The organism is Muricoccus pecuniae (genome assembly GCF_014199205.1).
GTDB classification, from domain to species: domain Bacteria; phylum Pseudomonadota; class Alphaproteobacteria; order Acetobacterales; family Acetobacteraceae; genus Roseomonas; species Roseomonas pecuniae.
The window spans coordinates 118,874-142,059 of record NZ_JACIJD010000005.1 but is presented as its reverse complement, the minus strand read 5'-3'; the positions used below and the strand labels follow the sequence as shown (position 1 = coordinate 142,059).

At 67.3% G+C, this 23,186-nt stretch carries 20 protein-coding genes and 2 tRNA genes; all 22 read right to left on the bottom strand.

The window, feature by feature from the left end; genetic code table 11:
- Positions 1-112 precede the first annotated feature (112 nt).
- The 22 genes from FHS87_RS07245 to clpX all read right to left on the bottom strand — a co-directional run bounded on the left by FHS87_RS07245 (position 113) and on the right by clpX (position 23,125).
- Complete coding sequence (locus tag FHS87_RS07245) at positions 113-373, bottom strand: DUF1467 family protein (RefSeq protein WP_184515573.1); 261 nt, start codon at positions 371-373, stop codon at positions 113-115.
- An 18-nt stretch (positions 374-391) separates the two neighbouring features.
- Entirely contained in the window at positions 392-2,044 is a 1,653-nt protein-coding gene (locus FHS87_RS07240; protein WP_184515570.1) for a ribonuclease J, read from the bottom strand.
- Complete coding sequence (locus FHS87_RS07235; RefSeq protein WP_184515567.1) at positions 2,041-2,862, bottom strand: type III pantothenate kinase; 822 nt, start codon at positions 2,860-2,862, stop codon at positions 2,041-2,043. Before FHS87_RS07235 ends, FHS87_RS07240 begins: the two co-directional genes overlap by 4 nt.
- 22 nt (positions 2,863-2,884) lie before the next feature.
- Positions 2,885-3,610 (bottom strand): biotin--[acetyl-CoA-carboxylase] ligase, encoded by a 726-nt coding sequence (locus tag FHS87_RS07230; protein WP_312861907.1) that lies wholly within the window; start codon positions 3,608-3,610, stop codon positions 2,885-2,887.
- A complete protein-coding gene (gene nuoN / locus FHS87_RS07225) occupies positions 3,607-5,028 on the bottom strand; it encodes an NADH-quinone oxidoreductase subunit NuoN (RefSeq protein ID WP_184515564.1) in 1,422 nt (473 codons plus the stop codon). Before nuoN ends, FHS87_RS07230 begins: the two co-directional genes overlap by 4 nt.
- Before the next feature lie 4 nt (positions 5,029-5,032).
- On the bottom strand, positions 5,033-6,544 hold the full coding sequence (locus FHS87_RS07220) for an NADH-quinone oxidoreductase subunit M (protein ID WP_184515560.1): 1,512 nt from the start codon (positions 6,542-6,544) through the stop codon (positions 5,033-5,035).
- On the bottom strand, positions 6,541-8,457 hold the full coding sequence (nuoL, locus tag FHS87_RS07215; protein ID WP_184515557.1) for an NADH-quinone oxidoreductase subunit L: 1,917 nt from the start codon (positions 8,455-8,457) through the stop codon (positions 6,541-6,543). The genes FHS87_RS07220 and nuoL overlap by 4 nt, the downstream gene beginning before the upstream one ends.
- A gap of 6 nt (positions 8,458-8,463) precedes the next feature.
- Positions 8,464-8,775 (bottom strand): NADH-quinone oxidoreductase subunit NuoK, encoded by a 312-nt coding sequence (gene nuoK / locus FHS87_RS07210; RefSeq protein WP_221299635.1) that lies wholly within the window; start codon positions 8,773-8,775, stop codon positions 8,464-8,466.
- Positions 8,775-9,470: an NADH-quinone oxidoreductase subunit J gene (locus tag FHS87_RS07205; RefSeq protein ID WP_184515554.1), complete on the bottom strand. Its 696-nt coding sequence runs from the start codon at positions 9,468-9,470 to the stop codon at positions 8,775-8,777. The genes nuoK and FHS87_RS07205 overlap by 1 nt, the downstream gene beginning before the upstream one ends.
- The gene (gene nuoI, locus FHS87_RS07200; protein WP_184515551.1) at positions 9,467-9,955 is read right to left on the bottom strand and encodes an NADH-quinone oxidoreductase subunit NuoI; all 489 of its coding nucleotides are present in this window, start codon (positions 9,953-9,955) and stop codon (positions 9,467-9,469) included. Before nuoI ends, FHS87_RS07205 begins: the two co-directional genes overlap by 4 nt.
- A 37-nt stretch (positions 9,956-9,992) precedes the next feature.
- A complete protein-coding gene (gene nuoH / locus FHS87_RS07195; RefSeq protein ID WP_184515548.1) occupies positions 9,993-11,003 on the bottom strand; it encodes an NADH-quinone oxidoreductase subunit NuoH in 1,011 nt (336 codons plus the stop codon).
- Complete coding sequence (gene nuoG, locus FHS87_RS07190; protein ID WP_184515545.1) at positions 11,003-13,063, bottom strand: NADH-quinone oxidoreductase subunit NuoG; 2,061 nt, start codon at positions 13,061-13,063, stop codon at positions 11,003-11,005. The genes nuoH and nuoG overlap by 1 nt, the downstream gene beginning before the upstream one ends.
- 4 nt (positions 13,064-13,067) lie before the next feature.
- Positions 13,068-14,378 carry an NADH-quinone oxidoreductase subunit NuoF gene (gene nuoF, locus FHS87_RS07185; RefSeq protein ID WP_184515540.1) on the bottom strand — a complete coding sequence of 437 codons (1,311 nt, stop codon included), beginning with the start codon at positions 14,376-14,378 and terminating at the stop codon, positions 13,068-13,070.
- A gap of 2 nt (positions 14,379-14,380) precedes the next feature.
- Entirely contained in the window at positions 14,381-15,052 is a 672-nt protein-coding gene (locus FHS87_RS07180; RefSeq protein ID WP_184515537.1) for a complex I 24 kDa subunit family protein, read from the bottom strand.
- Complete coding sequence (locus FHS87_RS07175; RefSeq protein WP_246418203.1) at positions 15,049-16,254, bottom strand: NADH-quinone oxidoreductase subunit D; 1,206 nt, start codon at positions 16,252-16,254, stop codon at positions 15,049-15,051. Before FHS87_RS07175 ends, FHS87_RS07180 begins: the two co-directional genes overlap by 4 nt.
- A 41-nt stretch (positions 16,255-16,295) precedes the next feature.
- Positions 16,296-16,970 (bottom strand): NADH-quinone oxidoreductase subunit C, encoded by a 675-nt coding sequence (locus FHS87_RS07170; protein ID WP_312861906.1) that lies wholly within the window; start codon positions 16,968-16,970, stop codon positions 16,296-16,298.
- On the bottom strand, positions 16,963-17,523 hold the full coding sequence (locus FHS87_RS07165) for a NuoB/complex I 20 kDa subunit family protein (RefSeq protein WP_184515529.1): 561 nt from the start codon (positions 17,521-17,523) through the stop codon (positions 16,963-16,965). The genes FHS87_RS07170 and FHS87_RS07165 overlap by 8 nt, the downstream gene beginning before the upstream one ends.
- A 79-nt stretch (positions 17,524-17,602) precedes the next feature.
- Positions 17,603-17,971, bottom strand: coding sequence for an NADH-quinone oxidoreductase subunit A (locus FHS87_RS07160; protein WP_184515526.1), 369 nt, complete (start codon positions 17,969-17,971; stop codon positions 17,603-17,605).
- A gap of 261 nt (positions 17,972-18,232) precedes the next feature.
- Positions 18,233-18,309: transfer RNA gene (locus FHS87_RS07155), tRNA-Asp, on the bottom strand.
- A gap of 760 nt (positions 18,310-19,069) precedes the next feature.
- Positions 19,070-19,141 (bottom strand) — tRNA-Val (locus FHS87_RS07150).
- A 122-nt stretch (positions 19,142-19,263) separates the two neighbouring features.
- Positions 19,264-21,681, bottom strand: a complete 2,418-nt coding sequence (lon, locus tag FHS87_RS07145; protein WP_184515523.1) for an endopeptidase La — start codon at positions 21,679-21,681, stop codon at positions 19,264-19,266.
- Positions 21,682-21,868: 187 nt separating this feature from the next.
- Positions 21,869-23,125, bottom strand: a complete 1,257-nt coding sequence (gene clpX / locus FHS87_RS07140) for an ATP-dependent Clp protease ATP-binding subunit ClpX (protein ID WP_184515520.1) — start codon at positions 23,123-23,125, stop codon at positions 21,869-21,871.
- Positions 23,126-23,186 lie beyond the last annotated feature (61 nt).

Sequence of the window (23,186 nt, the reverse complement as noted above, 5' to 3'; positions counted from 1 at the left end):
GTTCCCGCCCTGGCCGGAAGTTCTATTGCAGTGCGGTCGGCCAAAAAATGGGCGATCTAAGCACCCAGATGCACCATCGTTGGGCTGTTAAGCTCCCCTTGTTAGCAATTGCCTAATCGTTGGGCTTTGCTAGCCAACCTTCCCGGAAAGACAGCCAATCAGCCCGAACTAACCATTCGATGAACACCCAGACGAGAATCGAAAGGATGGTGGTCAGCAGGACTACTCGCAGCACGCGGACCCGCCGGGGAGCGCCACGCCAGCCACCCGTGGCCTCCGCCTCGGGATCAGGGCTGATCCCGAGCGGGAGGACGGCGAAGAGCACCGTCCACCACACGAGGAAATAGACGACGATCCCCGTGACCCAGCCCATTCCGGTACCCACGCGAGGTCAGACCCGGAGAAGGTGCAGCTCGACCAGGGGCCGCTTGCGCAGCCGGCGGCCGATGGCCTTGCGGAGTGCCGTCCGGGCGGCTTCCCGCAGGGCCGAGTCCTCGCGGCGAAGAGGTGCCGGCAAGTCGTTGACGAGCCGCGCGAGGTCGGCGGCGATCTGCGCCGGCGCCTCCTCCCCCTGCTCGAACAGGCCGGGAGCCGAGATCTGCGGCGTCCCGCGGACCCTGCCGGCATCGTCGACGGCGAGCGAGCCCACGACGACCCCGTTGAACAGCATCCGCCGCCGCGCGCCCAGGACCCCACCTTCCAGGGGAAGCAGGCGCGACCCGTCCACGGCCAGCTTGCCGCTCTGCACGGTTTCGGAGACCTCCACGGGGTCGGGGCCGAGGCGGAGCACGTCGCCGTCCTCGATCAGATGGGGGATGGCGCCGAACTGCCGCGCGAGGGCGGCGTGCTCCTGCAGGTGGCGCCACTCCCCGTGGACCGGCACGGCGTGGCGCGGCTTCACGAGGTCGTAGAGGCGGCGCAGCTCCTCCTTCGCGGGGTGGCCGGACACATGGACCGGGTGCTCCGAATCCGGGGTGATCACCCGGCAGCCCGCCCGGTAGAGCGCGGCTTCCACGTTCATGATGGCCTTCTCGTTCCCGGGGATCATCCGGGAGGAGAAGATCACCGTGTCACCCTCGCCGAGCGAGATCTGGGGATGGGTGTCGGCCGCGATCTTGGCGAGGGCCGAGCGGGGCTCGCCCTGGCTTCCCGTGCAGATCAGCAGCAGCTCGTCATCGGGCAGGTAGCCCGCCTCCTCCTCGTCGAGGAAGGGCGGAAGGTCCTTAAAGTAGCCCGTCTCCCGCGCGGCGGCATCCGCGTTGCGAAGGGAGCGCCCGAAGAGCGCCACGCGCCGGCCCGCCGCCATGGCGGCGTGAGTGATGGACTCCAACCTCGCGATGTTGGTGGCGAAGCAGGCGACGGCGACGCGGCCCTTCAGCGTGGCGATCAGCGCGGTCAGCGCCTCCCGCACATCGGCCTCGCTGCCGGAATGGCCGTCCACCAGGGCGTTGGTGCTGTCGCAAACCATGGCCAGCACCCCCTCCTCGCCAAGGGCGGCGAAACCGGCCTCGTCCGTCGGCTCGCCGATCAGCGGGTTCGGGTCCAGCTTCCAGTCGCCGGTGTGCAGCACGATGCCGTGCCGCGTGCGAATGGCCAGGGCCTGCGCCTCGGGCACGGAATGCGAGACGCGAAGGAACTGGAGGTCGAAGTTCCCCACCTTCACCCGCGAGGAGAGCGGGAGGGTGTGGAGCGTGACCTCATGGAGAAGGCCGGCCTCGCCCAGCTTACGGCGAAGCACCGCACTGGCGAAAGGGCTGGCATAGAGCGGGCAGCGAAGCAGGGGCCAGAGGGAGGCGACGGCGCCGAGATGGTCCTCATGGGCATGGGTGATCACCATCCCGACCAGCCGGTCCCGCCTCTCGGCGAGCCAGGCGGGGTCGGGAACCAGGATCTCGGCCTCGGGCGCGTCGGCACCGCCGAAGCCGATGCCGCAGTCCACCGCGAGCAGTTGCCCGTCCAGGCGATAGACGTTGAGGTTCATGCCGATCTCCCCCGTCCCCCCGAGCGGGAGGAAGGCGAGGTCGTCGGTCGTATCGAAGGTCATTCGTTCTCGTTCTTGAGAGAGTCGGGGAGCGTTGTCTTCCGGAAAATGGGTGCTGGGTTCCGCGCAGCCAACAGCCGCAGCCCATCCAAGGTGATATCGGGATCAGTATGTTGAATGACGGTGGTGCCCTCGGCGAACAAGGGGGCGAGTCCGCCCGTGGCGATCACCTTCAGGGTACTGCCCTGCTCCGCCCGGATGCGCGCCACCAGCCCCTCGATCAGGCCGACATAGCCCCAGTAAATCCCGGACTGCATGGCGGGCACGGTGTCCCGCCCGATCACGGATTGCGGGCGACCGATCCCGATGCGCGGCAGGCGCGCCGCCGCCCGGTGCAGAGCCTCGATGGAGAGATTGATGCCGGGGGCGATCACGCCACCCACATAGGCGCCGCCCTCCCCCACCACGTCGAAGGTGGTCGCCGTCCCGAAGTCGATGACGATTAGCGGGCCGCGATAGTGGTGATGCGCGGCGAGGGAATTCAGGAGCCGGTCGGCCCCGACCTCCTTCGGCCGGTCCACCAGGATGTCGAAGCCCCACTCGACGCTGCCCGCGCGGGCGATCAGGGGCTCGCAGTTGAACCACTCCCGGGCGAGGCGCCGGAGGCTGTAGAGCGCGGCAGGCACGACCGTCCCGATGGCGCATTGGGTAATGGCCGAGGCCGGAAGCCCGTGATGCCCGAAGAGAGCGAGCAGCCACACCGCGTACTCGTCGCTCGTCCGGTCGGCGCGGGTGGCGATGCGCCAGCGGCCGCGCCACTCGGTCCCATCGTGCACGGCGAAGACGACATTGGTGTTGCCGGCATCGATGGCCAGGAGCATCAAACCTTCTCCCTCGAACCCCTCAGGGACAGACCTCCCCGGCGGTGACCGTTTCCATGCCGGTTGCGGTGGACAGACGCAATCCGCCCCAGGGGTCCAGCCCCGCGAAAGTTCCGGTGAGCGGACCGCACGGACCGGACACGCTGAGCGGAGCCCCAGGGGCGTGCCCCCGCTCCATCCAGGCCCGGAGGACCGGTTCGAAGCCCTCCCGCTCGCGTATGGCACGCCAGTGGTCGAGCGAGGCCATCAGGGCTGCGGCGGCGGCCTCGGGCGATGGCGCGGGCGCCGGGAGCGCCGCGGTGGCCCGGTCGGGCAGGGCCGGGGCGTGCGCCAGGTTCACACCGAAGCCCAGGGCCAGCCACTCCAGCGCGCCCGACGGCGCAAGGCTCGCCTCGGAGAGGATGCCAGCACATTTCGCCCCGTTCAGGAGCAGATCGTTCGGCCATTTCAGCGTGAGGCCCGGACCCGCATAGGGCGCGAGCGCGGCGTGGAGCGCCACGGCCGCGAGCAGCCCCCAACCGGGCACCTCGCGTGCCTGGGACGCCGGGCGGAGCAGCACGGAAAGATAGAGGTTCCCAATGGGCGACGCCCAGGACCGCCCCTTCGTGCCCCGCCCCGCCGTCTGCTTGCGGGCCAGGACCGCGAACCGGTCCCCCTCCCCCTCCTCCGCACGGGCGCGGAGGAAGTCGGCGGTGCTGGGGAGCTGGTCATGGACCAGCACCCTCCAGCCCGCCGGGAACGGGATCACCCGGCGAACGCCGCCACGGCCGCGCCGGCAGCGGCGACGACCGGCGCCGGGAACAGGAAGAACAGCAGGTTGAACAGCCCGGCACCGGCCAGGATGACCGAGGCGGAAGCCGAGCGCGGATCGAGCGCGCCGGCCGGGGTGTCGAAGTACATCACCTTGATGATGCGGAGGTAGTAGTAGGCCCCGATCACGCTGGTGAGGACGCCGACCGTCGCCAGCACCCAGTAGCCTTCCTGGACGGCGGCGAGGAAGACGTAGAGCTTCGAGAAGAAGCCCGCGAGGGGTGGGATTCCGGCCATGGAGAAGCAGAAGACCACCATGGCGATGGCCATGGCAGGATCCGTCCGGCCGAGCCCCGCCAGATCCTCCACCCGCTCCAGCGAGCGCCCCTGACGCCGCATCGAGACGAGGACGGCGAAGACGCCGGCATTCATGACGAGGTAGATCGCCATGTAGAGCATGACGCCGCGGAGGCCCGTATCCGTCGCGACGACCAGCCCCATCAGCGCGTAGCCGATATGGCCGATCGAGGAATAGGCCATCAGCCGCTTGATGTTCTGCTGCCGGATCGCGGCCAGCGAGCCGAGGATCATGGACCCCATGGACGCCAGCCAGATCACGCCCTGCCACTGCGCGGCGAGATCGGCGAAGGGATCGGCCAGCACGCGCACGAGGAGCGAGACGGCCGCGACCTTCGGGGCGGAGGCGAAGAAGGCGGTCACCGGCGTGGGCGCACCCTCATAAACATCGGGCGTCCACATGTGGAACGGCACGGCGGAGATCTTGAAGGCGAGCGCCGCGATCACGAAGGTCACGCCGACCAATAGGCCGAGCGATGCACCCTCCTCACCCGAGACGGCGCTGCCGATGGCCGCGAAGTTCGTGGAGCCGGAGAAGCCGTAGGTGAGGCTCGCGCCGTAGAGATAGAGGCCCGAAGCCAGCGCGCCGAGCACGAAGTACTTCAGCCCCGCCTCGGCCGACCGCTCGTTGTCGCGGTCGAAGGACGCGATCACGTAGAGGGAGAGGGAGAGCAGCTCCAGGCCGATATAGAGGGTGATGAGGTCGGACGCCGACACCATCACCATCATGCCGATGGTGCTGAACAGGACGAGGATGGGGAACTCGAAGCGCGCGATCCCCTGCTTCTCGTTCCAGTCCAGCGCCAGCATCAGGCCGGAGGCCGCGCCGAGCAGGATCAGCACCTTGGCGAAGCGGGCGAAGCTGTCGGAAATGAACTGGCCATTGAAGGCCACGCCGTCGGCGGTGGCCATGGAGAGCACCGCCGCCACGAGCAGCACGCCGAGCGTGCCCATCGTAATCGGAAAGGTCATGTCGCGCTTGGGCCCGACACCGACGAGCAGCAGAACGAGCCCCGCGACGGCGAGGAGAATCTCGGGAAGGGCAAGGGTCCAGTTCATCGTCTCACAGCCCTGCCAGGCGCGGCACGGAGAGGGCGGCCTCGTGGCGCTCGATCAGCGCCGCGACCGAAACCTCCCAGACATTGGTGAAGGATGAGGGATAGAGCCCCATCCAGAGGGTGAGCAGGATAAGGGGCGCGAAGATCGCGAGTTCCCGCGGCGAGAGGTCCAGCAGGCCCTTCACCTCGTTCTTGGTGATGCGGGAGAAGATCACGCGGCGGTAGAGCCACAGCATGTAGGCCGCGCCGAGGATCATCCCCATGCCCGCGCCGAGGGCGACCCATCCGCTCGAGCGCCACGCGCCCGTGATGACGAGGAACTCGCCAGGGAAGCCGGCCGTGCCCGGCAGCGCCACGCTGGCCATCGTGAACAGCATGAAGACCAGCGCGAAGGCAGGCATGATCTTGGCAACGCCGCCGTAGCGCGCGATCTCGCGCGAGTGCACGCGATCGTACAGGACACCGACGCAGAGGAAGAGAGCGCCCGAGACGACGCCGTGGGAGAGCATCTGGAAGATCGCCCCGGAGATGCCCTGCTGGTTGAAGGTGAAGAGGCCGATGGTAACGATGCCCATGTGCGCCACGGAGGAGTAGGCGATGAGCTTCTTCATGTCGTCCTGGGCGAAGGCGATAATGCTCGTATAGATCACGGCGACCACGCTCAGGGCGAACATCAGCGGGGCGAAGAAGGCGGACGCCTCTGGGAAGAGCGGGATGGAGAAGCGCAGGAAGCCGTAGCCGCCCATCTTCAGCAGAACGCCCGCCAGGATTACCGAGCCCGCCGTCGGTGCCTCGACATGCGCGTCGGGCAGCCAGGTGTGGACGGGCCACATCGGCACCTTGACGGCGAAGGAGGCGAAGAAGGCGAGGAACATCCAGTACTGCCAGTTGGCGGGCACCGGCACATCCATCAGCCCGGCGATGTCGGTCGTCCCCGCGCGAAACCAGAGCGCGAGGATGGCCAGCAGCATCAGCACGGAGCCGAGGAGGGTGTAGAGGAAGAACTTGAAGGCGGCGTAGACGCGCCGCTGCCCGCCCCAGACCCCGATGATCAGGAACATCGGGATGAGCACGCCCTCGAAGAAGACGTAGAAGATGATGAGGTCGAGCGCGCAGAACATGCCGACCATCATCGTCTCGAGCACGAGGAACGCGATCATGTACTCGCGCACCCGGTGCTGCACGCCCTCCCAGGAAGCGAGGATGCAGATCGGCGTCAGCAGCGTGGAGAGCAGAACGAAGAGGACGGAGATGCCGTCCACCCCCATGTGGTAGTTCACGCCGAAGTCGGGCAGCCAGGCGAGTTGCTCCACGAACTGCGCGTCCGCGACGCGCGGGTCGAAGCGGAACCACAGGATGAGCGACAGGACGAAGACGATCAGGCTCGTCCAGAGCGCCGTCCAGCGTGCGTTCGAGGCGACGGTCGCCTCGTCACCCCGGATGCAGAGGATGGCCACCGCCCCTGCCAGCGGCAGGAAGGTGAGCAGGGAGAGCAGCGGGAAGCCAGCGGCGTTCATCGCGTGAAGCCCAGAAAGATGACGGAGACGAAGACCACGAGGCCCGCGATCATGGTGAAGGCGTAGTTCGCCACGCGGCCCGTCTGGAACCGCGCCACGCCGCGCGCCGCGTCCGAGGTTACGGCCGCGATGCCGTTCGGAAGGCCATCGATGATGGTCGCGTCACCCACCTTCCAGAAGAGCTGGGCGAGCATTCGGAACGGCCGGACGAAGACTGCGTCGTACAGCTCGTCGAAGTACCACTTGTGCAACAGGAACCGATGGATCCCTGGGAAGGTCTGCGCCAGGCGAGCGGGAATCGAAGGGGCGAACATGTAGAAAAGATAGGCGAGCGCGATCCCGGCCACAGCGATCACCGTGGGCGCGAGCGGCACCCACTCCGGCACGCTGTGCGCCGCGTGGAGGACGTGATTGTGCTCCGCCGTGTAGATCGCGCCGTTCCAGAACTCCCCCTCGTGATGGCCAACGAAAAGCTCGTAGAAGGCCGCGCCCGTGAACAGGGCACCGACGGCGAGGACGAGAAGCGGGATCAGCATCACCGCCGGGCTCTCATGCACGTGCTCCATCACGTGGCGATCGGCCCGGGGAGCACCGTGGAAGGTCAGGATCAGCAGGCGCCAGGAGTAGAAAGCGGTGAGGAAGGCCGCGATCAGCCCCATGGCGAAGGCATACATGCCAGTCCCCGTGTGGGCGGCGAAGGCGCTCTCGAGGATCATGTCCTTCGAGTAGTAGCCGGCGAAGAACGGAATGCCGGCCAGGGCGAGGCTGCCGATCCACATCACGGCGTAGGTGATGGGGATCTTCGTCCAGATCCCGCCCATCTTCCGGATGTCCTGCTCGTCCGACATGGCGTGGATCACGGAGCCGGCAGAGAGGAAGAGCAGCGCCTTGAAGAAGGCGTGGGTGAAGAGGTGGAACACCGCCGACTGGTAAGCGCCGACCCCGATCGCGAAGAACATGTAGCCGAGCTGCGAGCAGGTCGAATAGGCGATGATGCGCTTGATGTCGTTCTGAACGCATCCCACCGTCGCGGCGAAGAAAGCCGTCGAGGCGCCGACGATCGTCACCAGGGTGAGCGCGTTGGGAGCGTACTCGAAGATGGGCGACATGCGCGCGAGCAGGAACACGCCGGCCGTGACCATCGTCGCCGCATGGATCAGCGCGGAAACCGGCGTCGGGCCCTCCATGGCGTCCGGCAGCCAGGTGTGCAGCCCGAGCTGGGCAGACTTGCCGCAGGCACCGAGGAAGAGAAGGACCGAGATGACCTCCAGGGCAGGCAGCCCGGCGAAGGTCGCGCCGCGCATCTCCTCGACCCGGGCGAAGATGTCCCCGAAGGTGAGCGCGCCGAAGGTCCAGAAGGTCAGCGCCATGCCGAGCATGAAGAAGAGATCGCCGACGCGGTTCACGATGAAGGCCTTCATCGATGCGCGGTTGGCGCTCTCCCGATCGTACCAGTAGCCGATCAGCAGGTAGCTCGCGAGACCGACCCCTTCCCAGCCGAAGAACAGCTGCACGAGGTTGTCCGCCGTCACCAGCATCAACATCGCGAAGGTGAAGAGGCCGAGATAGGCGAAGAACCGCGGCGGGGTCTCGTCGTGGGACATGTAGCCCACGCTGTAGAGATGGATAAAGGTCGAGATGAAGGTCACCATCCCGACCATCATCGCGCTCAGCGTGTCGTAGCGGAGCGCCCAGTCGACGCTCAGCCCGCCGACATCGATCCATTCGGCAATGGTCACCACGCGGGGAGCGGAGTGCAGCCCCACCTCGACGAAGGCCGAGACGCCGCAGATGGCGGCCAGCACCATGCAGCCGACGGACACCCACATGGAGAGCCGGTCGCCCAGCCAGCGTCCGAAGAAGCCGGCGAGGGTCGCGCCCAGGAGGGGGAAGAAAACGGCACCGACGAACATGGCGCCTTATCCCTTCAGGGTGGACACGTCTTCCACCTCAATGCTGCCGCGGTTGCGGAAGTAGATGACGACGATCGCCAGCCCGATCGCGGCCTCGGCCGCCGCAACGGTCAGGATGAACATGGCGAAGATCTGGCCCGTCAGATCCCCGAGCCGGGCCGAGAAGGCCACGAGGTTCAGGTTCACCGAGAGCAGGATCAGCTCCACCGACATCAGGATGACGATGATGTTCTTCCGGTTGAGGAAGATGCCGAAGACGCCGAGGACGAAGAGGATCGCGCCGACGGTCAGGTAGTGGCCCAGCCCGATGTCCAGCATCAGTGGTGTCCTCCGTGCCCGTGATCGCCATGGTCCTGCGCCACGGCCTTCGGCTTCGGCTGCTCGGGCGGCAGCGGGCGAAGGATGCCGAGCTGCCCGATGGAGGCGCCCACGGGAACGTTCGCCATGTCGAGCTGCGTGCGCCGGGACACCTGGGCATCAATATCCTGGCGACGGCTCCGCGGGCGGTCGCGATGGGTGAGGACGATGGCGCCAATCATCGCGACGAGCAGGATGAGGCCCGCGGCCTGGAAGAGGAAGACATACTCCGTGTAGAGCACGCGGCCGATGGCGGCCGTGTTCTGGACGTCGGCCGGGGTCGGATTGAGGCGCAGGCCTTCCGACTGGCCGCTCGACTGCCAGGCGCCGAGGACGAAGACGAGCTCGAGGAAAAGGATGCCGCCGATCACTGCGCCGATCGGGGCGTAGCGCTGGAAGCCTTGGCGGAGCTGCGCGAAATCAATGTCCAGCATCATCACGACGAAGAGGAACAGCACCGCGACAGCACCGACATAGACGATGACCAGGATCATCGCCAGGAACTCGGCCCCCGCGATCAGGAACAGCGCCGCCGCGTTGAAGAAGCCGAGGATCAGGAACAGCACGCTGTGCACGGGGTTCCGGCTGGTCACCACCATGACGGCGCTGGCGATCAGCACCGCGGCGAAGGCGTAGAAGGCGAGTCCGGCGATCATCGATAGGGTGCATCCGCCTGGAGGCGCGCGGCCAGGATCGGCTCCCAGCGGTCGCCGTTATCGAGGAGCTTCTGCTTGTTGTAGAGCAGCTCCTCGCGCGTCTCGGTCGCGAACTCCAGGTTGGGGCCCTCGACGATCGCATCGACCGGGCAGGCTTCCTCGCAGAGCCCGCAATAGATGCACTTCGTCATGTCGATGTCGTAACGCGTCGTGCGCCGGGACCCGTCCTCGCGTGGCTCGGCCTCGATCGTGATGGCCAGCGCGGGGCAGACCGCCTCGCAGAGCTTGCAGGCAATGCAACGCTCCTCGCCATTCGGATACCGGCGCAGGGCGTGCTCCCCCCGGAAGCGGGGGCTCAGCGGCGAGCGCTCGCTGGGATAGGAGATGGTCGCCTTCTTGCTGAAGAAGGCTTTGAGCGTCAGCCCCATGCCGGAGACGAGCTCCGTAAGCAGGAGACTGCGCGCGAACTTGTCGAGCGTCGCCATCAGGTGCGGACCTTTCCGCGAGTTAGGTTACGGCGGGTCATGCCGGGAGCCAGCCGAAGATCTTCAGCACCGCCGCCGTGAGCACCAGCCAGACGAGGCTGATCGGCAGGAACACCTTCCAGCCGAGCCGCATGAGCTGGTCGTAGCGGTAACGCGGGAAGGTGGCGCGGACCCAAACGAAGGTGAAAAGGCAGAGGCAGATCTTTAGGATGAACCAGACCGGCCCGGGCACCCAGTTCAGCGGCGCCACGTCGAAAGGGGGAAGCCAGCCGCCTAGGAAGAGAATGGTGGTGAGCGAGGACATGAGGATCATGTTCGCGTACTCGCCGAGGAAGAAGAGGGCGAAGGTCATCGCGGAGTATTCCACGAAGAAGCCCGCCACCAGCTCCGACTCGCCCTCGGGCAGGTCGAAGGGCGCCCGGTTCGTTTCCGCCAGCGTGGAGATGAAGAAGATGATGAACATCGGGAAGAGGGGGATGAAGAACCACAGCCCCTTCTGCGCCAGCACGATGTCCGTTAGGTTCAAGGACCCGACGCAGAGAAGCACCGTCACGATCACGAAGCCCATCGAGACTTCGTAGGACACCATCTGCGCCGCCGAGCGAAGCGCGCCGAGGAAGGCGTATTTCGAGTTCGACGCCCAGCCCGCGATAATGATCCCGTAGACGCCGAGCGAGGAGATCGCGAAGAGGTAGAGCACCCCGACATTGATGTCGGCGATGGCCCAGCCCTCGTTCACCGGGATCACGGCCCAGGCGATCATCGCCAGCACGAAGGTGAGCATCGGCGCCATGATGAAGAGGACACGGCTCGCGCCCGTGGGCACGATCGTCTCCTTCATCAGCATCTTCGCGGCATCGGCGAAGGGCTGCAGCAGGCCGAAGGGGCCGACGACGTTCGGACCCTTACGGAGCTGCATGGCCGCCATGATCTTGCGCTCGGCCCAGGTCATGTAGGCCACGCCGATCAGCAGCGGCACGAGGATGGCCAGGGCCTGCGCGACCGTGAGCGCGAGGACGCCGACCGGGGTATTGAGGAAGTCGATCATCACTCGGCCGCCATGGCAGGAGAGGGAGCCTGGGCACGGGCGCACTCGGCCATCACGTCGCTCGCCCGGCCGAACACGTCCGCCTGCCAGTAGTTCGTGATCCCCGGCGCGAAGGCCGCCGAGCCCGTCGCCGCGGCCTCGCCGGCCGGCGCCGCGGAGACGGCCGCGGGCTGGGGCACCTCGTCCACCCGGGAAAAGACCGGGTTCACCTCGGCCAGCCGCGCGCGAATGGCGAAGAGGTCGTCATAGGGCAGCGCGTGGCCGAGCAGCTCGCTGGCCGCCCGGAGGATGCGCCAATCCTCGCGCGCCTCGCCCGGCGGGAAGACGGCGCGGCGGCCGCGCTGCACCCGGCCCTCCGTGCTCACATAGGTGCCGTCCTTTTCCAGATAGGTCGCACCGGGAAGGATGACGTCGGCCCGCCCCGCCGCGCGGTCGCCGTGATGCCCCTGGTAGATCACGAAGGTTCCCGGCGCGATGAGCGAAGCATCAAAGCCGTCCGCGCCCAGGAGCCAGAGCACGTCCACCCCGCCGCCCAGCATGGCGCCGAGGTCCTTGCCCCCCTGCCCCGGCAGGAAGCCGAGGTCGAGGGCCGCGACCTGCCCGCCCTGCGTGTGGAGCAGGTTGAAGCCGTTCCACTCCGCGGTGACGGCGTCGAGCGAGCGCACGAGCGCCCAGGTGGCGGCGAGCACCGCGGCCCCGTCCGGCCGCGCCAGCGCGGCGCGGCTGAGCAGGATGAGCGGGCGCTTGGCGTTGCGGAGCACGTCCCCGAACGCCCCCTCCAGCACGCCGCGAAGGGCGTCCGGCCCGTCACCCAGTTGAGTGGCGGGATAGGTGAGGTTCGCCTCCGCCCCGATCACGCCCACGGGCACGCGGGCCATCGCCCGGCGACGGATGCGCGCGTTCAGCACGGGCGCCTCGACGCGCGGGTTCCCCCCGATCAGGAGGACCGCATCCGCGTGGTCGATGCCGGCGATGGTGCTGTTGAAGAGGTAGAAGGCCCGCTCCGAGCCGTCGAGCGCCGCGCCGTCCTCACGGCAGTCGAGGTTGGCGGAGCCCAGCGCGGCCATCAGGTCCTTCAGCGCGACCATGCTCTCCGCATCGGCCAGCCCGCCCGCGACGGCGCCGATCCGGTCCCCGGACACGCCCTTCAGCCGGGCCGCGATCGCGGCGAAGGCCTCGGGCCAGGAAACCGGGCGCAGCTTGCCGTCCTGCCTCACCCAGGGGCGATCCAGGCGGCGCTTCTTGAGCGCATCGAAGGAGAAGCGGCCGCGATCGGCCATCCACTCCTCATTCACCTCCTCATGCACGCGCGGGAGGATGCGGATCACGTCCGGCCCGCGGCTGTCCACGCGGATGTTCGTGCCCGTCGCGTCGAGCACGTCCACGCTGTCCGTCTTCGCCAGCTCCCACGGACGGTACATGTAGGCGTAGGGGCGGCTGGTCAGGGCGCCGACGGGGCAGATGTCGATCAGGTTGCCCGACAACTCGGTGGAGAGCGCCTTCTCCACATAGGTGGTGATCTCCAGCGCCTCGCCCCGCCCCACCGCGCCCAGCTCCGGCACGCCCGCGATCTCGGTCGCGAAGCGGACGCAGCGCGTGCACTGGATGCAGCGCGTCATGATAGTCTTGATCAGCGGGCCGAGATACTTGTCGGTCACAGAGCGCTTGTGCTCGTGATAGCGGCTGTGGTCGCCGCCATAAGCCATCGCCTGGTCCTGCAGGTCGCACTCGCCGCCCTGGTCGCAGATCGGGCAGTCCAGCGGGTGGTTGATCAGCAGGAACTCCATCACGCCCCGGCGCGCGTTCCGCACCACCGGGCTGTCCGTGATGATCTTCATCCCGTCCATGACGGGGAAGGCGCAGGAGGCGACGGGCTTCGGCGCCTTCTCCACTTCAACGAGGCACATGCGGCAGTTGCCGGCGATCGACAGGCGCTCGTGATAGCAGAAGCGGGGGATTTCCTTCCCCGCCTGCTCCGCCGCCTGGAGGGCCGTGGCGCCCAGCGGCACCTCGACCTCCTCGCCATCCACCGTGACCTTGATGAGCTTCACATCGCTCATGGCTTCACTCCGCCGCCATCGGGAAGACCCGGGCGGCATGCTTCCTCTTATACTCGGCGATCCGCTCCTCCATCATCGGACGGAAGTGGCGGATGAGGCCCTGCACGGGCCAGACGCCGCCATCGGCAAGGGCGCAGATCGTGTGCCCCTCGATGCGCTTCGTCACGTCCTCCAGCAGGTCGATCTCGTCGATCTCGGCGCGGCCCTCGACCATGCGGTCCATCATGCGGCTGACCCAGCCCATGCCCTCGCGGCAGGGCGTGCACTGGCCGCAGCTCTCGTGCTTGTAGAACTTCGAGAGGCGGGCGATGGCGCGGATCAGGTCCGTGGACTTGTCCATCACGATCACCCCCGCCGTGCCGAGGCCCGACTTGTGCTCGCGCAGCGCGTCGAAGTCCATCAGCACGTCGTCGCAGACATGCTTGGGGAGCAGCGGCGTGGAGGAACCGCCGGGGATGACGCAGAGCAGGTTGTCCCAGCCTCCGCGCACGCCGCCGGCATGACGCTCAATGAGCTCCCGCAGCGGGATGCTCATCTCCTCCTCCACGTTGCAGGGCTTATTTACATGGCCCTGGATGCAGAAGATCTTCGTGCCCGAGTTCTTCGCCCGGCCGAAGCCGGAGAACCAGGCCCCGCCCCGCCGCAGGATGGTCGGCACCACCGCGATGGTCTCGACATTGTTCACCGTCGTCGGGCAGCCATAGAGGCCGACCGCCGCCGGGAAGGGCGGCTTCAGGCGCGGCATGCCCTTCTTGCCCTCGAGGGACTCGATGAGCGCCGTCTCCTCGCCGCAGATGTAGGCCCCTGCCCCGCGATGGACGTAGAGGTCGAAGTCATAGCCCGAGCCGGCCGCGTTCTTCCCGAGCAGCCCGGCCTCGTAGGCCTCGTCGATCGCGGCCTGCAGCACGAGATGCTCGTTGTAGTACTCGCCGCGGACATAGATGTAGCCCGCGCTCGCATTCATCGCGACGGCGGCGATGAGGCAGCCCTCGATCAGCGTGTGCGGATCGTGGCGCAGGATGTCGCGATCCTTGCAGGTGCCCGGCTCGGACTCGTCGGAGTTCACGACGAGGTAGGAGGGACGCCCGTCCGGATTGGACTTGGGCATGAAGGACCACTTCAGCCCTGTCGGGAAGCCCGCGCCGCCGCGGCCGCGCAGCCCGGACTGCTTCACCTCCTCGATGATCCAGTCGCGGCCCTTGGCGATGATCGCCCCCGTGCCGTCCCAGTTGCCGCGCTTGCGCGCTGCCTCCAGGCCCCAGTGCTGGGTGCCGTAGAGGTTGGTGAAGATGCGGTCCTTGTCCTGAAGGGCCATGCTCAGTTCCCTCCCCGCTCTTCCAGCATGGGCACGTCGAGCAGCGTCAGCGGCCCGCCCTCCGGCGCGCTCGTCTGGCGCCCGGTGGTGCTGCCCGGCGCCGGACGCTCGCCGCGGCGCAGCGCCTCGATCAGCTCGACCGTGCGGCCGTAGTCGAGGTCCTCGTAGTAGTCGTCGTCCACCTGCAGGATCGGCGCGTTCACGCAGGCGCCCAGGCATTCCACCTCGGTCAGGGTGAAGAGCCCGTCCTCGCTGGTGTCGCCATAGCCCTTTAGCTTGCCGGCATCCTTGCAGGCGCGCAGCACGTCGTCCGACCCGCGCAGCATGCAGGGCGTCGTGCCGCAGACCTGCAGGTGGTAGCGCCCGATCGGCTTCGTGTTGAACATGAAGTAGAAGGTCGCAACCTCGTAGACGCGGATGGGCGCCATGCCGAGGCGCTCGCCCACCTTGTCCATCGCGATGCGCGGAACCCAGGCGCTGCCCGTCTGCCGCCCCATCTGCTTCTGCACGACGTAGAGCAGCGGGATGACGCCGGAGGCCTTCTTCGCCTCGGGATAGCGGGCGAGGATCTTGGCGATCTGCGCCTCGCTCTCGGCATCGAAGTCGAAGCTGTCCGGCTCGGCTTCGCTGTTGCGCCAGTTCGGGTCGAGGTGATCGACAGGTCCTTCGGTCATCGGTCGATCTCCCCGAACACGATATCAAGGCTCCCGATCACGGCCACCGCATCCGCCAGCATGTGCCCCTTGGACAGCGCCTCCATGGCCTGGAGATGCGCGAAGCCGGGCGCACGGATCTTGCAGCGATAGGGGCGGTTGGTCCCGTCCGCCACGAGATAGATGCCGAACTCGCCCTTGGGCGCCTCGACCGCCGTATAGGTAGCGCCCGGCGGCACGTGATAGCCCTCGGTGTAGAGCTTGAAGTGATGGATGAGCGACTCCATCGAGCGCTTCATCTCGCCCCGCCGCGGCGGCGTGATCTTGTTGTCCTGGATCTTCACCGGGCCGGACGGCATCTGGTCCAGGCACTGGTGGATGATCTTCAGGCTCTCCCGCATCTCGGCCATGCGGACGAGGTAGCGGTCGTAGCAGTCGCCGTGGCGGCCGACCGGGATCTCGAACTCCATCCGGTCATAGACGTCGTAGGGCTGCTGCCGGCGCAGGTCCCAGGCCACGCCGGAAGCGCGCAGGCAGGGGCCGGAGAAGCCCCAGTCCATCGCCTGCTCGGCCGTCATGACGCCGATATCGACCGTGCGCTGCTTGAAGATGCGGTTATGCGTCAGCAAGCCATCGAGGTCGTCGATGAACTTGGGGAAGCCGTTCGCCCAGGCCCGGATGCGGTCGGTGAGCCCGGCGGGCATATCCACCTTCACGCCGCCGGGGCGGAAGTAGTTCGCGTGGTAGTGGCTGCCCGAAACCTGCTCGTAGAACTCGAGCAGGATCTCGCGCTGCTCGAAGCCCCAGAGCGGCGGGGTGATGGCACCGCAATCCAGCGCGTATGTGGTGATGTTCAGCAGGTGGTTCGCGATGCGCGTGATCTCGGCGAAGAGCACGCGGATGTACTGCGCGCGCTCCGGCGGCGTGATGCCGAGCAGCCGCTCCGTCCCGAGGGCGAAGACGTGCTCCATGCACATCGGGCTGACATAGTCGAGCCGGTCGAAATAGGGCAGCGCCTGGAGGTAGCTCTTGTACTCGATCAGCTTCTCGGTGCCGCGGTGGAGCAGGCCGATATGCGGATCGGCGCGCTCCACCACCTCGCCCTTCATCTCCAGGATGAGGCGGAGCACGCCGTGCGCGGCCGGGTGCTGCGGACCGAAGTTGAGGGTGTGGCTGTCCACCTCGACCCGCCGGGTCGTCGGTTCGGCGGCCTCGGTGCCCATGGTCGGGGCGTCAGCGGCGTTCAGGGCGCCAGTGGTCAGGCTCATGGCTGCTTCTCCGCTTCCGGCTTTTCCAGAAGCGATGCGGGCGGCGGGGCGATTCTGTTCAAGTGGACCTTCTCATCGCCCGGAAGGGTCGTCATGCCCTCCCAGGGAGAGAGGAAGTCGAAGTTGCGGAAGTCCTGCTGGAGCTTCACGGGCTCGTAGACCACCTCGCGACGCTCCGGATCGTAGCGAACCTCGACATGGCCGGTCAGCGGGAAGTCCTTCCGGAGCGGGTGCCCCTGGAAGCCGTAATCGGTCAGCAGGCGTCGCAGGTCGACATGCCCTTCGAAAACGATGCCGTACATGTCCCAGGCTTCGCGCTCGAACCAGCCCGCGGTCGCCCAGATGGCGGTCACGCTCGGCATCGGCGTATCGGCATCCGTGGACGTGATGACGCGGATGCGATGGTTGTGGGTCAGCGAGAGCAGGTTCCACACCACCTCGAAGCGCTCGGCGCGCTCGGGGAAGTCCACACCGCAGATATCCATGCACTGCTCGAAAGCGAAGCGCGGGTCGGCGCGCAGGACCGCCATGATGGTGCGGACCTGATCGCGGCGGATCCGGATTACCAGCTCCGCGCCGCGCGCCACATGCGCGTCCAGAACGGCGCCGGGTGGCAGGCTCGCGGCGACCTGCTCGCCGAGGGTGGTGAGATCGGCAGAGAGGTCAGCCACGGAGAATCGTCCCGGTCCGGCGAATCTTCTTCTGCAACTGCATGATGCCGTAGACCAGCGCCTCCGCCGTAGGCGGGCAGCCGGGAACATAGACATCCACCGGCACGATCCGGTCGCAGCCGCGCACCACGCTGTAGCTCCAGTGATAGTAGCCGCCGCCATTGGCGCAGCTGCCCATGGAGATGACCCAGCGCGGCTCACTCATCTGGTCGTAAACCCGGCGCAGTGCGGGAGCCATCTTGTTGGTCAGCGTGCCGGCCACGATCATCACGTCCGACTGGCGCGGCGATCCCCGGGGGATCACGCCGAACCGGTCGAGGTCGTAGCGCGCCATATAGGCGTGGATCATCGGCACGGCGCAGCAGGCCAAGCCGAAGGTCATCGGCCAGAGGCTGCCCGTGCGGGCCCAGTTCACCACCTTGTCCAGGTTGGCGACGACGAAGCCCTTCTCCTCCACCTCGCCGCTCACGCTTTGCAGGACCGCATCCTGCTCAGGTCCGGGGGGAAGCGCCTGGTTGTTCCAGGCCAGTTGTTCGGTGCTGACGCCGCTCATCGCATCGTCCTCCGCGCGTGGTCGCGCGTCATGTTCCTGCGGGCCCGGAGGCCCGTCTCGCCGAGGCTTGCCGCCCGGCTCATTCCCAGTCCAGCGCGCCCTTGCGCCACTCGTACACGAACCCGACCGTCAGCAGGCCCAGGAAGCCCATCATCGAGAGGAAGCCGAGCCAGCCGATTCCGCCGAGCGACACCGCCCAGGGAAAGAGGAACGCGACCTCAAGGTCGAAGATGATGAACAGGATCGCGACGAGATAGAATCGCACGTCGAAGCGGTGCCGCGTGTCCTCGAAAGGCTCGAAACCGCACTCATAGGTCGAGAGCTTCTCCGCGTCCGGTTTCTGCCGCGCGGCCAGGACCGAACCGCCCACCATGGCGATGCTGATCGCGGCCGCGATGCCGAGAAAAACCAGGATCGGGAAGTAATTGGCCAGCAGCGGCTGGGTCATCATGCCCCTCGGAGCTTCGGGGCACCCGAGGCCTCACGCGACCGCCGGATGCGTCCATTGGCGCTGCGGCAATGCCGCAGCGCAATGGAGCCTACATATAGGCCCGGCGGGGTCTTCGCCATAGGGGCAGATGCCTATCCTGGCACAATGAATGCGGCTTAATCAATGGTTGCGAGGCGTTCTCAACCCCGCTCCAGGATCTCGCCGAAGCCCTGAAACGCAAAACGCCGCCCCGAGGGACGGCGTCTTGTTTGCGTCGCGTGGCGCGAGTGACGGGGCTCGAACCCGCGACCTCCGGCGTGACAGGCCGGCGCTCTAACCAACTGAGCTACACCCGCTCGCGACGTGAGGGGCGTGTATGGCCTGGCGCCCCTCCTGTCAATACGGTCCGCTCAGAAGACGACGACGGGCAGCACAACCACCCAGAGCGCGGTCTCCGCCTGCTTCATGGCCGGGGCCCGCCGGGAGTCGCGCTCCCCCCTTCTCCGCACGGTCTATCACCGCCAAGTCGCCGCGAGCCTGACGCTCCCCGCTCGCGCTGGCCTACCCGGGCCAGCGCCGCGCCGATGTCCTGCCCCATTTCCTCGAGACCGGTCATGTAGACCCGCCCCAGGGCGCGCTGCGCGCGGACATCGCCGCTTTCCGCGCCGCATCCACTGCAGCGCGGCGTTGGACTGCCGGGGCGTGTCCGGCGTCCCATGAACGAGCGCGGTCGCGAGACGGTACTGGGCGTCCGGTAACCCACGCTTTGCGGCGGCAACGAGGCCCAGGAGCGATTCGCCGTGCTCAGCCGTTCGATGGCGCCTGGGATCGTCGTCGTACACGGTCGCCCGCAAGCCTGTGGGCTTCGCACGGCAGGGCTGGCCAGGCGGGCACGGTGCCGCCCGCGCCGAAAGCACCGACCTCCCTGCCCCGCACAGGCGGCCAGGGCGAACGCGGCCGTGAGGGCCGCGCTCCGGAGATGGCTCCCGGCCCGGTCAGTGGACACTCACGCGTCCGCCGGGGCCCATGCCGCCGCCGCGCCGGTGAGCGGCCCGTTGGCGGTCCCGTGCTGAGGAAATCCCCTGAGCGAAATGACGGCGGCGACGGCGGCGGGAATGGGCGCTGAGGGATTCGAACCCCCGGCATCCTCGGTGTAAACGAGGCGCTCTACCGCTGAGCTAAGCGCCCGCCACGGCCGGACCCTATGCAGTCCACGGCGGCCACGTCAACGGCTGCAAGGCCCGGCGGACGCACGAAAGAAAAAGGCGCCGCCCCGAAGGACGGCGCCCTTGTTTGTCGAACCAGCCGCGTCAGTGCGGCAGGCTAGCCCCGGCCGGATCGCCCGCGGACGGCTTGGAGGGCGCGACCTCCTCCGGCTCGATCCAGTCGATCGGCTCCGGCCGGCGCACCAGGGCCTGCGAGATCACCTCGTCCACATGGGAGACGGGGATGACCTTCAGCGCCTTGGTCACGCTCTCCGGAATATCGGCCAGGTCCTTCTCGTTCTCCTTCGGGATGAAGACGGTCCCGACCCCGGCGCGGAGCGCCGCGAGGAGCTTTTCCTTCAGCCCGCCGATCGGGAGCACCCGGCCGCGCAGCGTGATCTCGCCGGTCATCGCGACGTCCTTGCGGACCGCGATCCCCGTCAGGATCGAGACGATGCTCGTGGCCATGGCGATACCGGCCGACGGCCCGTCCTTCGGAGTCGCCCCCTCGGGAACGTGGACGTGGATGTCCCGCTTCTCGAAGATCGTCGGCTTGATGCCGAAGCTCGTCGCGCGGCTGCGGACATAGGACACCGCCGCCGAGACGCTCTCCTGCATGACGTCGCCGAGCTTGCCGGTGTGCTTCACATGGCCCTTGCCGGGCAGCAGCACCGACTCGATCGTCAGGATCTCGCCGCCCACCTCGGTCCAGGCGAGGCCGGTGACGGCACCCACCATGTCCTCGACCTCGGCCTCGCCATAGCGGAACTTCCGTACGCCGGCATACTTGCCGAGGTTCTCGGCGGTGATCTCCACCGTCCTCGCCTTGCCAGAGACGATCTCGCGCACGGCCTTGCGGGCCAGCCCACCAATCTCGCGCTCCAGGTTACGGACACCCGCCTCGCGCGTGTAGTAGCGCACGAGGTCGCGGACCGCCTCGTCCGTCACACTCCACTCGCCCGGCTTCAGCCCGTTCGCCTCGCTGACCTTGCCGATCAGGTGGCGGCGAGAGATGCCGATCTTCTCATCCTCGGTGTAGCCGGGGATGCGGATGATCTCCATGCGGTCCAGCAGCGGCTGGGGCATCTTCAGCGAGTTGGCGGTCGTGATGAACATCACGTCCGACAGGTCGTAGTCCACCTCGAGATAGTGGTCGTTGAAGGTCCCGTTCTGCTCGGGGTCCAGCACCTCCAGCAGGGCCGAGGACGGGTCCCCGCGCCAGTCGGCGCCAAGCTTGTCGATCTCGTCCAGCAGGAAGAGCGGGTTGGACGTCTTCGCCTTCTTCATGCCCTGGATGACCTTGCCGGGCATGGAGCCGATATAGGTCCGCCGGTGGCCGCGCACCTCCGCCTCGTCCCGCACGCCGCCGAGCGACATGCGCACGAAGTTCCGGTTCACGGCCTTCGCAATCGACTTGCCGAGCGAGGTCTTGCCCACGCCGGGCGGACCGACGAGGCAGAGGATCGGGCCGCGGATCTTCTGGCTGCGCGACTGCACGGCCAGGTACTCGATGATCCGCTCCTTCACCTTCTCCAGGCCGAAGTGGTCGGCATCAAGGACGCGCTGCGCCTCCTCCAGGTCGATCCGCACCTTCGTGCGCTTCTTCCAGGGGATGGTCAGCATCCAGTCGAGGTAGTTGCGGACGACCGTCGCCTCGGCGGACATGGGCGACATGCCGCGAAGCTTCTTCAGCTCGCCCATCGCCTTCTCGCGCGCCTCGGCCGAGAGCTTGGTGGCCTTGATCTTGGCCTCGAGCTCAGCGATCTCGTCCTTGCCCTCCTCGCCCTCGCCCAGCTCCTTCTGGATCGCCTTCATCTGCTCGTTCAGGTAGTACTCGCGCTGGGTCTTCTCCATCTGCCGCTTCACGCGGTTCCGGATGCGCTTCTCCACCTGAAGGACGCCGATCTCGCTCTCCATATGGGCGAAGACCCGCTCCAGCCGCGCGGGAACCCCGACCGTCTCCAGAAGCTCCTGCTTCTCGGCGATCTTGAGGTTCAGGTGCGCGGCGACAGTGTCGGCGAGCTTGGCCGGCTCCTCGATCTGGTTGATCGAAACCAGCACCTCCGGCGCGATCTTCTTGTTGAGCTTGATGTAGCCCTCGAACTGGCTCACGACCGAGCGGCTCAGTGCCTCGACCTCGCGCGGCTCGGGGCTCGCCTCCTCGATCGTCTCGGCGAAGGCCTCGAAATGAGTGCCGGTCTCCTTCCAGCCCACCACGCGCGCGCGGCGGCCACCCTCGACCAGCACCTTCACGGTGCCGTCCGGGAGCTTGAGGAGCTGGAGCACGGTCGAGACCGTGCCGACCTCGAACAGGTCGGAAGCCTCCGGGTCGTCCTGGGCGGCGTTGCGCTGGGCGAGCAGGAGGATCTGCTTGTCCTCCCGCATCACCGACTCGAGCGCCCGCACGGACTTCTCGCGCCCGACGAAAAGCGGGACGATCATATGTGGGAAAACAACGATGTCACGGAGGGGAAGAACGGGCAGAGCCTCGCCCCGAACCAGTGCCGCTTCAGAATCCGCCATGGGGACCTCGCTTGGACAGTCGGCGCGGGAACGCCCCGATCGGGCACGTCCCCGTCACCACGGGTAGAGCCCTAATGTGGTGTCGGGGCGGCTTTCCCACAACGGCGGGAAGGCCGCCCCGACTGTCAGGACCTGCAAGAAATATACCCGCCCCCGATCACCGGGAACGGGCGGTGAGCTGCCCTGGTCAGGCGCTAGTCTGCTCCGCCTGTCGTTCACCGTAGATGAACAAGGGCTGGGCCCGGTTCTCGGCCACCTCCTTATTCACGACCACCTCCTCCACCTCGTCCAGACCGGGAAGGTCGAACATGGTGGAGAGCAGGATGCCCTCCATGATGGACCTCAGCCCGCGGGCGCCGGTCTTGCGCTGGATGGCGCGGGTGGCGACCGACTTCAGCGCGTCCTCGGTGAAGGTGAGCTTCGTCCCCTCCATCTCGAAGAGGCGCTGGTACTGCTTCAGCAGTGCGTTCTTCGGCTTGGTCAGGATCTCGATCAGGGCCTTCTCGTCGAGGTCCTCGAGGGTCGCGATCACCGGCAGGCGGCCGATGAACTCGGGGATCAGGCCGAACTTCAGCAGGTCCTCGGGCTCCACCTCGCGCAGGATGGCACCCTGGCGTCGCTCGTCCGGGCCCTTCACGTCGGCGCCGAAGCCGATTCCCGAACCCTTGCCCTTGGCCGCGATGATCTTCTCGAGCCCGGCAAAGGCGCCGCCCACGATGAAGAGGATGTTGGAGGTGTCCACCTGCAGGAACTCCTGCTGGGGATGCTTCCGGCCGCCCTGGGGCGGGACGGAGGCCACCGTGCCCTCCATGATCTTGAGCAGCGCCTGCTGGACACCCTCGCCGCTCACGTCGCGCGTGATCGAAGGGTTGTCCGACTTGCGGCTGATCTTGTCGACCTCGTCGATGTAGACGATGCCGCGCTGCGCCCGCTCGACATTGTAGTCCGCGGACTGGAGCAGCTTGAGGATGATGTTCTCCACATCCTCGCCGACATAGCCGGCCTCGGTCAGGGTCGTCGCGTCCGCCATGGTGAAGGGGACGTCGAGGATGCGGGCGAGGGTCTGGGCGAGCAGGGTCTTGCCCGAGCCGGTGGGGCCGACGAGCATGATGTTGCTCTTGGCGATCTCCACCTCGCCGGTCTTGGCCCCGTGGGCCAGCCGCTTGTAGTGGTTGTGCACGGCCACCGAGAGCACCTTCTTCGCGTGCTCCTGCCCGATGACGTAGTCATCGAGGACCTTGCAGATCTCCTTGGGCGTCGGAACCCCGTCGCGGGACTTCACGAGGTGCGTCTTGTGCTCCTCGCGGATGATGTCCATGCACAGCTCGACGCATTCGTCGCAGATGAACACCGTCGGGCCGGCGATGAGCTTGCGCACCTCGTGCTGCGACTTGCCGCAGAACGAGCAGTAGAGGGTGTTCTTGGAATCGCCGGACTTGCTCATGTGCGCTCCTCGCTCCGGGCCGGGCCGGATGGCGGCGCGCCCGGGGCGTCAGATCGGCAGG

Excerpts from the sequence above, each read along its gene's own strand:
- lon (WP_184515523.1), bottom strand. The coding sequence starts at position 21,681 with ATGGCGGATTCTGAAGCGGCACTGGTTCGGGGCGAGGCTCTGCCCGTT.
- nuoK (WP_221299635.1), bottom strand. The coding sequence starts at position 8,775 with ATGCTGGACATCGGGCTGGGCCACTACCTGACCGTCGGCGCGATCCTC.
- nuoH (WP_184515548.1), bottom strand. The coding sequence starts at position 11,003 with ATGATCGACTTCCTCAATACCCCGGTCGGCGTCCTCGCGCTCACGGTC.
- clpX (WP_184515520.1), bottom strand. The coding sequence starts at position 23,125 with ATGAGCAAGTCCGGCGATTCCAAGAACACCCTCTACTGCTCGTTCTGC.
- FHS87_RS07240 (WP_184515570.1), bottom strand. The coding sequence starts at position 2,044 with ATGACCTTCGATACGACCGACGACCTCGCCTTCCTCCCGCTCGGGGGG.
- FHS87_RS07220 (WP_184515560.1), bottom strand. The coding sequence starts at position 6,544 with ATGAACGCCGCTGGCTTCCCGCTGCTCTCCCTGCTCACCTTCCTGCCG.
- FHS87_RS07235 (WP_184515567.1), bottom strand. The coding sequence starts at position 2,862 with ATGCTCCTGGCCATCGATGCCGGCAACACCAATGTCGTCTTCGCCGTG.
- nuoN (WP_184515564.1), bottom strand. The coding sequence starts at position 5,028 with ATGAACTGGACCCTTGCCCTTCCCGAGATTCTCCTCGCCGTCGCGGGG.
- FHS87_RS07165 (WP_184515529.1), bottom strand. The coding sequence starts at position 17,523 with ATGAGCGGCGTCAGCACCGAACAACTGGCCTGGAACAACCAGGCGCTT.
- nuoG (WP_184515545.1), bottom strand. The coding sequence starts at position 13,063 with ATGAGCGATGTGAAGCTCATCAAGGTCACGGTGGATGGCGAGGAGGTC.
- FHS87_RS07180 (WP_184515537.1), bottom strand. The coding sequence starts at position 15,052 with ATGACCGAAGGACCTGTCGATCACCTCGACCCGAACTGGCGCAACAGC.
- nuoF (WP_184515540.1), bottom strand. The coding sequence starts at position 14,378 with ATGGCCCTTCAGGACAAGGACCGCATCTTCACCAACCTCTACGGCACC.
- FHS87_RS07245 (WP_184515573.1), bottom strand. The coding sequence starts at position 373 with ATGGGCTGGGTCACGGGGATCGTCGTCTATTTCCTCGTGTGGTGGACG.
- FHS87_RS07175 (WP_246418203.1), bottom strand. The coding sequence starts at position 16,254 with ATGGGCACCGAGGCCGCCGAACCGACGACCCGGCGGGTCGAGGTGGAC.
- nuoL (WP_184515557.1), bottom strand. The coding sequence starts at position 8,457 with ATGTTCGTCGGTGCCGTTTTCTTCCCCCTCCTGGGCGCGACCCTCGCC.
- nuoI (WP_184515551.1), bottom strand. The coding sequence starts at position 9,955 with ATGGCGACGCTCGACAAGTTCGCGCGCAGTCTCCTGCTTACGGAGCTC.
- FHS87_RS07205 (WP_184515554.1), bottom strand. The coding sequence starts at position 9,470 with ATGATCGCCGGACTCGCCTTCTACGCCTTCGCCGCGGTGCTGATCGCC.
- FHS87_RS07160 (WP_184515526.1), bottom strand. The coding sequence starts at position 17,971 with ATGACCCAGCCGCTGCTGGCCAATTACTTCCCGATCCTGGTTTTTCTC.